Genomic DNA, 12,873 nt, shown 5'->3' on the forward strand with positions numbered 1-12,873 from the left:
CCGGCGCGCGGATCGGGCGGATGCCCTGGGAAACGTCACCGGGAAAGGTGGGTGCTCCCTCGGCGATGAGTTCTCGGGATGCCGGGGGTCTACCGAACAAGAGCCACGCACCACGCACACGCACCACGCACACGCACCACGCACCACGAACACGCACCACGAACGAGGACAGACCGGTGAAGGAGTACCGCATGACCGACCACGGCCCGATCCCCCTCGACCTCGGCCCGCAGACCCGGGCCGTCGCCCGGCTCGTCGCGGCCGTCCGGGACGACCAGCTCGCCGGCCCCACCCCGTGCCCCGAGTACGCGGTGCGCCACCTCCTCGGGCATCTGCTCGGACTCGCCATCGCCTTCCGGGACGCGGGCCGCAAGGATCTGGGACCGACGACGGACACCGACCCCCAGGCCGCGCTGCCCGACATCGGGCCCGGCTGGCGCGAGGCTCTGCCGCAGGTGCTCGACGAACTGGCGGAAGCCTGGCGGGACCCGGCCGCGTGGACGGGTGAGACCCGGGCGGGCGGGGTGTCGCTGCCGGGGGCGGTCGCCGGAGCCGTGGCGACGGACGAACTCGTCGTGCACGGCTGGGACCTCGCACGGGCGACCGGGCAGCCCTACGAAGCCGATCCGCCGGCGCTCACCGCGACGCACGCCTTCCTGGAGGCGTCGGTCGACGACCCCTCGCGCGGCGAGATCTTCGGCCCCGTGGTGCCCGTCCCGGACGACGAGCCGCTGCTCGACCGCGTGATCGGTCTGAGCGGACGTGATCCCGAGTGGAAGCCATAGCGGCAGCCCCGCGAACAACACCATGAGCGACCCACGAAAGAACGCACAAACCCGGCGCGCGCCCCCGTCCGCGTCCGTACGCTCCCGAGCATGCCCCTGAGCCTCACCGTCCTCGGCACCGCCTCACCGCACCCCGGCCCCGGCAGGCCCGCCTCCGGGTATCTGCTGCGCGGCGGCGGCGCCGAGGTATGGGTGGACGCGGGCTTCGGCACGTTCGCCGAGTTGCAGCGGCACACCGATCCCACCCGGCTCACGGCGATCTGGATCTCCCATCTGCACGCGGACCACAGTGCGGATCTGGTGGCCGCGCTGTACGGGTTCGCCCACGGCGGACTCACCCTGCCGGCGCCGCTGCCGGTCTACGCGCCCGGCGGCTGCGCGGCTCGCGTCGCGGGGTTCCTCGGACGGTCGGACCCCGCCCCCCTGAACGGGGTGTTCGACTTCCGCCCCCTGTACGACGGCCACACCGTCCGGCACTGGAACCTCACGCTCACCGCCCGCGCGGTCGTCCACGACGTGGAGGCGTACGGCCTGCGCGCCGAGTGCCAGGGGCGGGTCCTCGCCTACTCGGGGGACAGCGGGCCGTGCGACGCGCTGGGCGCTCTCGCGGGCAGCGCCGACCTGTTCCTGTGCGAGGCGGACGTCGACACGCATCGCGAAGGCGAACGCCAGGTGCATCTCACTCCGGAGGAGGCCGGGTCGTACGCCAAGGGCGCGAGCCGGCTGCTGATCACCCATGTGGGGCCCACGCTCACCCCGGAGGGGGCGACCAGCCGGGCTGCCGTCGTCTTCGGCGGCCCGACCGAGAGCGCGCGCGTGGGTGACACCAAGACCGTGTGACGGCGCGATCGCAAGATCATGTGACGGCAGGCACATCTATTTCTGTCGGAAGCGTTGACGAACCACGGGCCCCCTCCTACCTTCAACGCGTCGTACTTCGTACGTCATATATGAGACGCGATATGGGAGATCCCATACGTGAGATCGCATACGTGAGATCCGAGAGGCGCGCATGACCGCTGTGCCCACGCCGATCCCGTCCCGCACGCAGTTCGTGCTGGAGGGGATCAAGCACCGCATCCTCACCGGGCAGCTGACGCCCGGTCAGGCCCTGGTCGAGACCGAACTGGCCGCGCAGTTCGGGGTGTCCAAGACGCCCGTGCGCGAGGCCCTGAAGACACTGGCCGGGACCGGGCTCGTCGTGATGAGTCAGTACAAGGGCGTCACGGTGCGCATGGTGGACGCGGACATGGCGCGCGAGGTCTACGACGTACGGCTGCTCCTGGAGCCGGAGGCGTTGCGCCGCTCGGTGCGGCGCGGTGCCCCGTGGGACGCGGCGAGCGACGCGCTGACCAGGGCCGACGAGGCCACGGACACCGCCGAACGCTCGCTGGCCAACCGGGAGTTCCACCGCGCGCTGTACGTACCGTGCGGCAATCCGCTGCTCGGCCGGATGCTCGACGAGGTGCGCGACCAGGCCGCCCTGGTCTCGGCCGTCGCCTGGGCCGCCGACCCCTCCTGGGAGCGGGAGGCCGCCGAGCACCGGGAGATCCTGCGGCTCGCCCTCGACGGCGACGCCGACGGTGCCGCCGCCGCCCTGTACGCGCACATCGCCTCCTTCGTCGAGCGGGCCTTCCCGGAGGCCCGAGTGGAAGCACAGGGCCCACCGGCCCGGTGAGCCCCCGAGTCCACGAGGCACGGCGGAGCCGCCCGACGTGGTGGCCCCGCCCGCCCTCCGCAGTCCTCCAAGAACTCCTTGCAGAGGAAGGTCATCCATGGGCAGCGTGACGTTCGAGACCCAACGGACGGCTCTGGCCGACGTGGTGGCGATCCCGGTGACTCCGTTCGCCGAGGACGGCACCGTCGACCAGGTCGCCCACCGGGCCCTGCTGCGTCGGCTGCTCGACGGCGGGATCACCACCCTCACCCCGAACGGCAACACCGGCGAGTTCTACGCGCTCACCCCGGACGAGCGCCGCCTCGTCACCGAGCTGACCATGGACGAGGTCGGCGACCGCGCGGTGCTCCTGGTCGGCGTCGGACACGACATCCCGACCGCGATCGCCTCCGCCGAGCACGCCCGCGCGATCGGCGCCCAGATGGTGATGGTCCATCAGCCGGTGCACCCCTACGTCTCGCAGAGCGGCTGGGTCGACTACCACCGGGCGATCGCGGAGGCCGTGCCCGAACTGGGCGTCGTGCCCTACATCCGCAACGCCCAGCTCACCGGTGAACGGCTCGCCGAACTCGCCGACGACTGCCCGAACGTGATCGGCGTCAAGTACGCCGTGCCGGACGCCGCACGCTTCGCCGCCTTCGCCCGCGACGCCGGCCTGGAGCGCTTCGTCTGGGTGGCCGGACTCGCCGAACCGTACGCGCCCTCCTACTTCTCGGCCGGCGCCACCGGTTTCACCTCGGGGCTGGTGAACGTCGCCCCGGCCGTCTCGCTGAACATGATCGAAGCGCTTCGATCGGGTGACTTCCCGGCCGCCATGAAGGTCTGGGAGCAGATCCGCCGCTTCGAGGAGATGCGCGCCGCCAACGGCTCCGCCGACAACGTCACCGTCGTCAAGGAGGCCCTCGCCTCCCTCGGCCTCTGCCGCCGCGACGTCCGGGCCCCCAGCAGGCGGCTGCCCGAGGACGAGCGCGCCGAGGTCGCCGCCATAGCCGCCGGATGGTCGATATGAACAAGCCCGTCGACAGGAAGAAGCCCGAGGACCTCCGCAGCCACCAGTGGTACGGCACCGACGGCCTGCGCTCCTTCAGCCACCGGGCCCGTACCCGTCAGCTCGGCTATCTCCCCGAGGAGCACCTCGGCAAGCCGGTCATCGCGATCCTCAACACCTGGTCGGACATCAATCCCTGTCATGTACACCTCCGGGATCGCGCGCAGGCGGTCAAGCGGGGTGTCTGGCAGGCGGGCGGATTCCCGCTGGAGTTCCCGGTCTCGACCCTCTCCGAGACCTTCCAGAAGCCGACCCCCATGCTCTACCGCAACATGCTCGCCATGGAGACCGAGGAGCTGCTGCGCTCCTACCCGGTCGACGGGGCCGTGCTGATGGGCGGCTGCGACAAGTCCACGCCCGCGCTGCTCATGGGTGCCGCCTCCGTCGACCTGCCGACAGTGTTCGTGCCCGCCGGGCCCATGCTGCCGGGGCACTGGCGAGGCGAGGTCCTCGGCTCCGGCACCGACATGTGGAAGTACTGGGACGACAAGCGCGCCGGGCTCATCGGCGACTGCGAGATGACGGAGCTGGAGTCCGGTCTCGCGCGCTCGCCGGGGCACTGCATGACCATGGGCACGGCCTCCACGCTCACCGCCGCCGCCGAGGCCCTCGGGGTCACCGTCCCGGGCGCCTCCAGCATCCCGGCCGTCGACTCGGGGCACGACCGCATGGCGGCCGCCGCCGGTCTGCGCATCGTCGAACTGGTCCACAGGGAACGGAAGTTGAGCGACATCCTGACCGCGGACGCCTTCGAGGACGCCGTCACCACCGTCCTCGGACTCGGCGGCTCCACCAACGCGGTCATCCACCTCATCGCGATGGCCGGCCGCGCGGGCGTCGAGCTCACCCTCGACGACTTCGACCGCATCGCCCGCACGGTCCCGGTGCTCGCCAACGTCAGGCCCGGCGGGCAGACGTACCTGATGGAGGACTTCCACTTCGCGGGCGGCCTCCCGGGGTTCCTGTCCCGGATCACCGATCTGCTGCACCTGGACCGGCCGACCGTCTCGTACGACACGATGCGCGAACAGCTCGACGGCGCGCTCGTGCACGACGACGACGTCATCCGGACCCGCGAGAACCCCGTCGCCACCGAGGGCGGGGTCGCCGTCCTGCGGGGCAACCTCTGTCCGAACGGCGCGGTCATCAAGCACATCTCGGCCGAGCCGCACCTGCTCAAGCACACCGGCCCCGCGGTCGTCTTCGACGACTACAGGACCATGCAGCGGACCATCGACGACCCCTCGCTCGACATCACCGCGGACACCGTCCTGGTGCTGCGCAACTCCGGTCCGAAGGGCGGGCCGGGGATGCCCGAGTACGGGATGCTGCCCATCCCCGACCACCTGCTGAAGCAGGGCGTCCGGGACATGGTGCGGATCTCCGACGCCCGGATGAGCGGCACGAGCTACGGCGCCTGCGTCCTGCACGTCGCACCGGAGTCGTACGTCGGCGGGCCCCTCGCCCTGGTCCGCACCGGCGACTCCATCACCCTCGACGTCGAGGCCAGGACCCTGCAACTCAACGTGGAAGACGATGAGTTGGAGCGCCGCCGGGCCGAGTGGACGCCACCGCCCACCCGCTACGAACGCGGCTACGGCGCCCTCTACAACGACCAGATCACCCAGGCCGACACCGGCTGCGACTTCGAGTTCCTGGCCAGACCGGGCAAGGTCCCGGACCCGTACGCGGGCTGAGCGCCCCGTAAGGGGCGCGGGGAACTGCGCGAGAAACCACAACGCTCCCGCACTCGCCGACGCACCACACGTGGCACCCCGTACCGCGCACCCAAGCACCCCTGCGCATCGAGAAAGCGCTTCCTGCAGGCCGCAGGACCAGGCACCACGACGTACCCAGAAACGGAGCCCCAGTCATGGCCCAAGCCGCAGCCGTGGCGAAACCCCCTACGCCACCCCGGCGGAGCCGTGCGCGCCGTGCTTCTGCGACCCCGCGCAGGCTGCCGTACCTGCTGATCGCCCCGGCCGCCCTGCTCATGCTGGGCTTCATCGCCTACCCGGTCATCAGCGTCTTCTACTACAGCCTGCAGCACTACAACCCCACGAAACCCTGGCGGAACGGCTTCGCCGGCTTCGAGAACTTCGTCCACGCCTTCACCGAGGACCCCCTCTTCTGGGACACCCTCGTCTTCAGCGCCAAGTGGGTGATCGTCGAGGTCTCGCTGCAGCTGCTCTTCGGTCTCGCCCTCGCGCTCATCGTCAACCAGACCTTCGTCGGCCGGGCCCTCGGCCGCGCCCTGGTCTTCTCCCCGTGGGCCGTCTCCGGCGTGCTGACCTCCGCGATCTGGGTGCTCCTCTACAACTCCCAGACCGGCATCACCCGGTACCTCGCGGACATGGGCATCGGCGAGTACGGCACCAGCTGGCTCTCCGACACCTCCACCGTCTTCTCGGCGGCGATCGTCGCCGACCTGTGGCGCGGTGTCCCCTTCTTCGCGATCCTCATCCTCGCCGACCTCCAGTCCATCTCGAAGGACCTGTACGAGGCCGCCGAGGTCGACGGCGCCAGCCGTATCCGGCAGTTCGTGCACATCACGCTGCCGCACCTGAAGGACGCGATCATCCTCTCCACGCTGCTGCGCGCGGTGTGGGAGTTCAACAACGTCGACCTGCTGTACACCCTGACGGGCGGCGGACCGGCCGGAGTGACCACGACCCTCCCGCTGTACATCGCCAACACCTCCGTCGACGCCCACAACTTCGGCTACGCGTCCGCCCTGACCACGGTCGCGTTCGTGATCCTGCTCTTCTGCTCGATGGTCTATCTGCGGCTGAGCAAGTTCGGAGGCGAGTCCAAGTGATCACCAAGGACGCCGAGAGGACCGTACCGGTCACGCCCGCGCCCCCGGCCGAGGAGCCCCCGCAGCGGCCCGGCAAGGCCCGCCGCGCCTGGGACGAGGTCCCCCGCTGGCAGATCTACCTGCCGCTGTCGATCTACCTGGTCTTCACCCTCGTCCCCTTCTACTGGATCCTGCTCTTCGCGCTCCGCAAGCCCGGCTCGACCTCGCTCGTGCCCTGGCCCGTCACCTTCGAGCACTTCGAGAAGGTGTGGAACGAACGCAGCTTCGGCACCTACTTCCAGAACAGCGTGCTCGTCGGGGTCGTCACCCTGCTGATGACCACGCTCGTCGCGCTGGCCGGCGGCTACGCCCTCGCCCGCTTCGACTTCAAGATCAAGCGCGGGTTCATGCTGGCGCTGCTCTGCTCCCAGTTCGTGCCGGGCGCGCTGCTCCTGGTCCCGCTGTTCCAGATCTTCGCCGAGCTGCGGATGATCAACTCGCTCGGCAGCGTCATCCTCGCCGAGACGGTCTTCCAGCTGCCGCTGTCGATCATCCTGATCAGCAACTTCATCAAGAACGTGCCCTACTCCCTGGAGGAGGCGGCCTGGGTGGACGGCTGCAACCGGTTCACCGCGTTCCGGGTGGTCGTGCTGCCGCTGCTGCGGCCCGGTCTGATCGCCGTCGGCTCCTTCGCCTTCGTGCACTCCTGGAACCACTTCCTGTTCGCCCTGATGTTCCTCAGCAACCAGGAGAAGCAGACCATCCCGGTCGGCCTGAACACCCTGCTCAGCGCGGACAGCGTCGACCTCGGCGCACTGGCGGCCGGCGGCATCATCGCCGCCGTCCCGGTGGTCATCGTGTTCGCCTTCATCCAGAAGTGGCTGATCACGGGCTTCAGCGCGGGGGCGGTGAAGGGATGAGAAAAGTCCAACCGGTCGTCGTGCTCGGGCTGTTGGGCGTCCCGCTCACCACCCCGGCCGGGGCCGAGGCCCAGGGTGCCGGGCGGGACACCGGCCGCGACATCAGCCGGGACACGCTCGCGGCGGACGTCGGCTGGACGCCTACCCTGCACCAAAAGATCGACAGCGCCGGGGAGGCCGACCGAGAGGTGGCACGCGGCGCGGGCGCAGGGAGGATCCCATGAAGACCACGACGCACGAAAGCCCGCTTCCGCTCGTCCTCGCCGGGGCCCGCGGCCACGGCCGCTGGCACCTGGAGAACATCCGGCGGCTGGCGGACAAGGGGATCGTCCGGCTCGCCGGGATCTGCGAACTGACGCCGCTGGACGCGGACGAGATCCCCGACGGACTCGGCACGCCCGAGCAGTCCGCCGACTTCGGGGCGCTCCTCGACTCCACGGGCGCGGCGATCGCCGTGATCTGCACGCCCATCCCCACCCACACCGATCTGGCGCTGACGGCCGCCGAGCGGGGCGTCCACGTGCTGCTGGAGAAGCCGCCGGCCCCGTCGTACGCCGAGTTCCGCCGGATGGCCGACGGGGTGGCGGCGGCCGGAGTGGTCTGCCAGATCGGCTTCCAGTCGTTGGGCTCGCACGCCCTGCCCGCCATCCACACGATGGTCGCCGACGGACTGATCGGCGAGGTCGTCGGCGTCGGCGGCGCCGGCGCCTGGGCCCGCGCCGAGGCGTACTACCGGCGCGCGCCCTGGGCCGGGAAGCGGCGCCTGAACGGCGTGGACGTCATCGACGGGGCGCTCACCAACCCCCTCGCGCACGCCGTCGCCACCGGGCTCGCGCTCGTCGGCGCACCCCGTGCCGAGGACGTCGCCACCATCGAGACCGAGCTGCTGCGCGCCAACGACATCGAGTCCGACGACACCTCCTGCGTACGGATCACCACCGCCGACGGCGGCCGGGTCACCGTCGCCGCGACGCTGTGCGCCGAGGACCCGGACGAGCCGTACAACGTCGTCCACGGCACCAGCGGCCGGATCACCTTCTGGTACAAGCAGGACCGCGTGCTCGTCCAGCGCGCCGGACACGGTCCGGAGGAGATCGAGTACGGCCGCACCGACCTGCTGGAGAACCTCGTCGACCATCTCGTCGACGGCACCGACCTGCTGGCCCCGCCGGAGCTGACCGGCGCGTTCATGAAGGTCGTCGAGGCGATCCGGGTCGCCCCGGACCCGGTCGCGCTGCCGGCCGACGCCTGGCACCGGCTGCCCGACGAGGATCGCCGGGTCGTCGACGGGATCGACGGCCTGGTCGCGGCCGCCGCCGACGACCTCGCCCTCTACTCCGAACTCGGCGCCCCCTGGGCGCTCCCCGAAGCACCGGCGAAAGAGGTGAGCACGTGACGATCACCGGCGACTCCCTGGTCCTGCGGGTGGCGGGCCGCCCCGTGGGCCGCCACCTCACCCGGCCCGAAGTGCCGGACCGGCTCTCCCCGCGCCCCTGTCTGCATCCCGTCACCACCCTGTCCGGTACGGCGGTCACCGAGCTGAGTCCCGCCGACCACCTCCACCACCTCGGCGTCGGTGTCGCCGTTCCCGACGTCGAGGGGCACAACTTCTGGGGCGGGCGGACCTATGTCCGCGACCAGGGGCCGACCGAGCTCGACAACCACGGCTCCCAGCGCCACACCGCCTTCCCGCTGCGCGACCCCGACGGCTTCGTCGAGGAGCTGCGCCGGGTGGCGGCCGGCCGGGAGCTGCTGCGCGAGCGCCGCACCGTCGCGGCCACCGAACTCACCGACTCCGCCTGGGCGCTGGACTTCACCTTCTCCCTCACCAACATCACCGACGCCCCGGTGTCGATCGGCAGCCCCGCCACCAACGGCCGCCCCGGCGCCGCGTACGGCGGCTTCTTCTGGCGGGCCCGCAAGGAGGCCGCCGCACCCCGTGTCTTCACCGCCGGGGCGGAGGGCGAGACCGAGGTCCACGGCAGCCGCGCCGACTGGCTCGCCCTGGTCGGCGACACCTGGACGCTCGTCTTCGCCGGGGCCACCGACATCACCCGCCGCGACCCCTGGTTCGTCCGCGCCGACGAGTACCCGGGCGTCGGCTACTCCCTCGCCCACACCTACCGCCTGCCGATCGCGCCGGGCGGCACGGTCGTACGCCGGATCGTCACCGTCGTCGCCGACGGCACCCTCGACCGGGGCGGGGCCGCGGCCCTCGTACGGAAGGCGGTGAGCCCGTGACCACCTCGGTGAGCGCACCCGCCTTCTCCGCCGGCCTGGGCGACGGCACCTACCGCACCCCGGTCCTCGACGCCGACTGGTCCGACCCCGACGTCCTGCGGGTGGCCGACGACTTCAACCTGACCACCTCCGGCTTCGGCCGGGTTCCGGGCCTTCCGCTGCCGCACCCCCGGGACCTGGTCAGCACTCGGGGACGGGCTACGGCTCATGAGCGTGCTCCGTGCACGCGCACGACCTGCGGAAACTGGCGAATGAGCTCACACAGCGGCTGCCGGGGACCCCGGCCGTGATCGAGGTGGGGCTGAGGCTCGACAGCGAGGAACCGGGGGCCCGCGCCGGGCTCGCCGTGCTCGGGGACGCCTTCCGCTGGATCGGGTTCCAGCGAGGCCCCGACGGGACCGTGCACCTCGTCCACCGGTTCGCCGAGACCGTCGCCACGGGGGCACCTCCCACGCCTCTCGGGCAGCGGGGGAGGGAACGGGACGCCGATCACGCGTGCCCGGCGCCCGGGGGACGCGCCCGCCTGCGGATCGAGACCTCGGCAGGGGCACGCTGCCGGTTCTCCTACGACGTGGGGGAGGGGTGGCAGCCCTCGGGACAGGTCTTCGCCGCCACCTCCTGGCGCTGGGTCGGCGCCCTGCTCGGCCTCTTCGCGGTCGCACCCACCGGCGGGGGCCACGCCGGAGCGGCCACGTTCACGCAGTTCAGGATCACCCCTTCCGCGTAACTCGTACGCCTGTTTGGAGCCGCAATGACGCACCTCCGTAGCAAGCGCTTGCCAGGTGGGAGGAGGACCCTGGCCGCCGACGGCACGGGCGGCGACCGGCCGCCGCTCGACCGCGCGGACGCCTCGGCCCGCACGGTCGCCAAGTACCTCGCGGGGAAGGACGGCCGGGCGTCGCACCGCGGTCGCGCCGGCCACTGAGTCCGCCCCGGAGACAGCACAGATCCCCCCACAACGCCCCCCCGGCAACTTCATAACCCTCGTATCCAGAAGAAGAGAGCCGTTCAATGAAGATCAGCAATCGCAGAAGCAGGCGTGCCGCCGTGGCCGTCGCCCTCGGATCCGTCCTCGCCCTGACCGCCACCGCCTGCGGTGACGACGGCAGCGGCACGGGCGGGGACAACGGCTCCGAGGGCAGCGGCAAGGGCGAGATCGTCTTCTGGGACAACAACGGCGGTGTCCGCACCGAGATCTGGAAGGAGGTCATCGCCGACTTCGAGAAGGCCCACCCGGACATCGACGTCCAGTACGTCGGGATCGCCTCCACGGAGTACCAGTCCAAGGTGGACACGGCCATCCAGGGCGGCGGCCTGCCGGACGTCGGCGGTGTCGGCGCGGCCATGGCCGCCGGATTCGCCGCGCAGGGCGCGCTGGAGCCGCTCGACGACCGGCTCTCCAAGTCCTCCCTCAGCGGCAAGCTCAACGCGTCGATGGTCGAGTCGCTGAAGTCCGCCGGCGGCGGCGACGCCCTCTACTCGATCCCGACCTCCGCCAACAACGGTGTCCTGTACTACCGCACCGACCTGTTCAAGGCGGCGGGCCTGGCCGAGCCGACCGACTGGGACAGGTTCTACGACGCCGCCGAGAAGCTCACCGACAAGGACAGGAACAAGTTCGGCTACACCATCCGCGGTGGCGCCGGCTCCATCGCGCAGGCGCTGGACGCGATGTACGGGCAGTCGGGGATCACCGCGTTCTGGGACGCGAGCGGTGAGCAGACCACCGTGAACGACCCGAAGAACGTGGAGGCCCTGGAGAAGTACGTCGGCCTCTACAAGAAGGTCACGCCCGCGGCCGACCTCAACAACGACTTCACCAAGATGGTCGCGCAGTTCGACTCCGGCACGATCGGGATGCTGAACCACAACCTGGGCTCCTACCAGGACCATGTGAAGGCGTTCGGCGACAAGTTCCGCGGCATCCCGCAGCCGACCGGGCCCGGTGGCAAGCGGGTCCAGGTGTCCAACCCGGTCGACGGGCTCGGTCTGTTCAAGAGCTCGAAGAACAAGGAAGCCGCCTGGAAGTTCATCGAGTTCGCCACCTCGCACGAGGAGAACTCCAAGTTCAACAAGTCGGCCGGGCAGGTGCCGTCGAACAACGACGCCGCGAAGGACGCGTGGATCTCGCAGGCCGAGCCGACGAAGCTGGCCGCCGCCGCGCTGACCGACGGGTCGACGACGATCGTGCAGCTGCCGTACTACCTGCCGGACTGGAACACGATCTCGAAGGCCGACAACGAGCCGGCCTTCCAGAAGGTGATGGACGGGCAGAGCACGGCGAAGGACTTCCTGGACACGCTGGCCGAGCAGCTGAACAAGGCGCAGGCCGAGTGGAACGAGCAGAAGAAGGGCTAGGAACTCGGGCCGGTTCGCTCGTGGCCGGCCGCAGGTTCGTTGTGGTCGATCGCGCCCACGCGGCGGAGCCGCATATGTGACAGTCCCGCGCCCCTGTGGGGCGCGGGGCCCTACTGGAAAGGCACCCGCACGTGTCACTCACCCGTAGACAGGTCACCACCGCGGCGCTCGCCGCCGTTCCGCTCGCAGTCGCCACCACCGGGCCCGCCTCGGCCGCGTCCTCGCCCGGCGGGGCCCGGCGTGCGCGCACCCTCTACATCGCCGGCGACTCCACCGCCGCGCAGAAGTACGCCGACGCCGCGCCCGAGACCGGCTGGGGGACGGCGCTGCCGTTCTTCCTCGGGAAGGGGCTGGCGGTCTCCAACCACGCCGTGAACGGGCGGAGTTCGAAGAGCTTCATCGACGAGGGCCGGCTGGACGTGATCCTCGGGGCCCTTCGGCCCGGGGACTTCCTGGTCGTCCAGTTCGGGCACAACGACTCCAAGATCGCCGATCCCACGCGGTACACCGAGCCGTGGACGACGTACCAGGATCACCTGCGCCAGTACATCGACGGTGCGCGGGCGCGGGGCGCCCGGCCCGTCCTCGCCACCTCCGTCGAGCGCAGAAGGTTCGACGCGAGCGGCAACGCCGTGCCGACGCACGGCGACTATCCGGCAGCGGCGATCGCTCTCGCCGCGCAGGAGGGTGTCGCCCTCCTCGACATCCAGGCGCTGTCGATCGCGTTGTGGCAGCGGCTCGGGGTCGAGGAGACCAAGAAGTACTTCAACTGGACACCGACCGAGCAGGACAACACGCACGTCAATCCGCCGGGGGCCATCGCCGTGGCCCGGCTCGTGGCGGGTGAGTCGCTGCGTCGGCGGGTGCTTTCGCCGCGGGACGTTCGTCGCTTGGGCGAGGAGATCCCCGAGTCGTGGATCACCTGGCCGGAAGCGCCGTGCTCCGCTCTTGGACCGGTTGCCGGCTGCGGGTCCGTTGTGGCTGGTCGCGCCCACGCGGCGGAGCCGCATACGGCCGCAGCCCCGCGCCCCTGACGGGGCGGGGCT

13 protein-coding genes and 1 pseudogene are annotated in these 12,873 nt (G+C 70.9%); all 14 read left to right on the forward strand.

Features of this window, described 5'->3' with window-relative positions; all coding sequences use genetic code 11:
* Positions 1-191 precede the first annotated feature (191 nt).
* The 14 genes and pseudogenes from ACZ9QC_RS32595 (at position 192) to ACZ9QC_RS32660 (ending at position 12,861) form a co-directional block, all read left to right on the forward strand.
* A complete protein-coding gene (locus ACZ9QC_RS32595) occupies positions 192-785 on the forward strand; it encodes a TIGR03086 family metal-binding protein (RefSeq protein ID WP_472916374.1) in 594 nt (197 codons plus the stop codon).
* 90 nt (positions 786-875) lie between these two features.
* Positions 876-1,625 (forward strand): MBL fold metallo-hydrolase, encoded by a 750-nt coding sequence (locus ACZ9QC_RS32600; RefSeq protein WP_472916375.1) that lies wholly within the window; start codon positions 876-878, stop codon positions 1,623-1,625.
* 172 nt (positions 1,626-1,797) lie between these two features.
* A complete protein-coding gene (locus ACZ9QC_RS32605; protein WP_472916376.1) occupies positions 1,798-2,463 on the forward strand; it encodes a GntR family transcriptional regulator in 666 nt (221 codons plus the stop codon).
* Between the two features lie 97 nt (positions 2,464-2,560).
* A complete protein-coding gene (locus ACZ9QC_RS32610; protein WP_472916377.1) occupies positions 2,561-3,472 on the forward strand; it encodes a dihydrodipicolinate synthase family protein in 912 nt (303 codons plus the stop codon).
* A complete protein-coding gene (gene araD / locus ACZ9QC_RS32615; RefSeq protein ID WP_472921876.1) occupies positions 3,469-5,208 on the forward strand; it encodes an L-arabinonate dehydratase in 1,740 nt (579 codons plus the stop codon). Before ACZ9QC_RS32610 ends, araD begins: the two co-directional genes overlap by 4 nt.
* A 176-nt stretch (positions 5,209-5,384) precedes the next feature.
* Positions 5,385-6,329 (forward strand): carbohydrate ABC transporter permease, encoded by a 945-nt coding sequence (locus ACZ9QC_RS32620; RefSeq protein ID WP_472916378.1) that lies wholly within the window; start codon positions 5,385-5,387, stop codon positions 6,327-6,329.
* A complete protein-coding gene (locus ACZ9QC_RS32625; RefSeq protein ID WP_472916379.1) occupies positions 6,326-7,228 on the forward strand; it encodes a carbohydrate ABC transporter permease in 903 nt (300 codons plus the stop codon). The genes ACZ9QC_RS32620 and ACZ9QC_RS32625 overlap by 4 nt, the downstream gene beginning before the upstream one ends.
* Positions 7,225-7,452 (forward strand): hypothetical protein, encoded by a 228-nt coding sequence (locus tag ACZ9QC_RS32630; RefSeq protein ID WP_472921993.1) that lies wholly within the window; start codon positions 7,225-7,227, stop codon positions 7,450-7,452. Before ACZ9QC_RS32625 ends, ACZ9QC_RS32630 begins: the two co-directional genes overlap by 4 nt.
* The gene (locus ACZ9QC_RS32635) at positions 7,449-8,624 is read left to right on the forward strand and encodes a Gfo/Idh/MocA family protein (protein ID WP_472916380.1); all 1,176 of its coding nucleotides are present in this window, start codon (positions 7,449-7,451) and stop codon (positions 8,622-8,624) included. Before ACZ9QC_RS32630 ends, ACZ9QC_RS32635 begins: the two co-directional genes overlap by 4 nt.
* A gap of 2 nt (positions 8,625-8,626) precedes the next feature.
* On the forward strand, positions 8,627-9,469 hold the full coding sequence (locus tag ACZ9QC_RS32640; protein WP_472921877.1) for a DUF6807 domain-containing protein: 843 nt from the start codon (positions 8,627-8,629) through the stop codon (positions 9,467-9,469).
* Between the two features lie 189 nt (positions 9,470-9,658).
* Positions 9,659-10,196: pseudogene (locus tag ACZ9QC_RS32645) on the forward strand (beta-xylosidase family glycoside hydrolase); the annotation flags it as partial.
* Between the two features lie 24 nt (positions 10,197-10,220).
* Positions 10,221-10,394, forward strand: coding sequence for a hypothetical protein (locus tag ACZ9QC_RS32650; protein ID WP_472916381.1), 174 nt, complete (start codon positions 10,221-10,223; stop codon positions 10,392-10,394).
* Positions 10,395-10,480: 86 nt separating this feature from the next.
* Positions 10,481-11,827: an ABC transporter substrate-binding protein gene (locus ACZ9QC_RS32655; protein WP_472916382.1), complete on the forward strand. Its 1,347-nt coding sequence runs from the start codon at positions 10,481-10,483 to the stop codon at positions 11,825-11,827.
* A 131-nt stretch (positions 11,828-11,958) separates the two neighbouring features.
* On the forward strand, positions 11,959-12,861 hold the full coding sequence (locus tag ACZ9QC_RS32660; protein WP_472916383.1) for a rhamnogalacturonan acetylesterase: 903 nt from the start codon (positions 11,959-11,961) through the stop codon (positions 12,859-12,861).
* The last annotated feature ends 12 nt before the right edge of the window (positions 12,862-12,873 follow it).

The organism is Streptomyces sp. HUAS MS02 (assembly GCF_055702265.1).

Bases quoted from the DNA above. Each gene is read 5' to 3' on its own strand.
- ACZ9QC_RS32655 (WP_472916382.1), top strand. From the start codon at position 10,481: ATGAAGATCAGCAATCGCAGAAGCAGGCGTGCCGCCGTGGCCGTCGCC.
- ACZ9QC_RS32635 (WP_472916380.1), top strand. From the start codon at position 7,449: ATGAAGACCACGACGCACGAAAGCCCGCTTCCGCTCGTCCTCGCCGGG.
- ACZ9QC_RS32650 (WP_472916381.1), top strand. From the start codon at position 10,221: ATGACGCACCTCCGTAGCAAGCGCTTGCCAGGTGGGAGGAGGACCCTG.
- ACZ9QC_RS32605 (WP_472916376.1), top strand. From the start codon at position 1,798: ATGACCGCTGTGCCCACGCCGATCCCGTCCCGCACGCAGTTCGTGCTG.
- ACZ9QC_RS32600 (WP_472916375.1), top strand. From the start codon at position 876: ATGCCCCTGAGCCTCACCGTCCTCGGCACCGCCTCACCGCACCCCGGC.
- ACZ9QC_RS32620 (WP_472916378.1), top strand. From the start codon at position 5,385: ATGGCCCAAGCCGCAGCCGTGGCGAAACCCCCTACGCCACCCCGGCGG.
- ACZ9QC_RS32610 (WP_472916377.1), top strand. From the start codon at position 2,561: ATGGGCAGCGTGACGTTCGAGACCCAACGGACGGCTCTGGCCGACGTG.
- ACZ9QC_RS32630 (WP_472921993.1), top strand. From the start codon at position 7,225: ATGAGAAAAGTCCAACCGGTCGTCGTGCTCGGGCTGTTGGGCGTCCCG.
- araD (WP_472921876.1), top strand. From the start codon at position 3,469: ATGAACAAGCCCGTCGACAGGAAGAAGCCCGAGGACCTCCGCAGCCAC.
- ACZ9QC_RS32595 (WP_472916374.1), top strand. From the start codon at position 192: ATGACCGACCACGGCCCGATCCCCCTCGACCTCGGCCCGCAGACCCGG.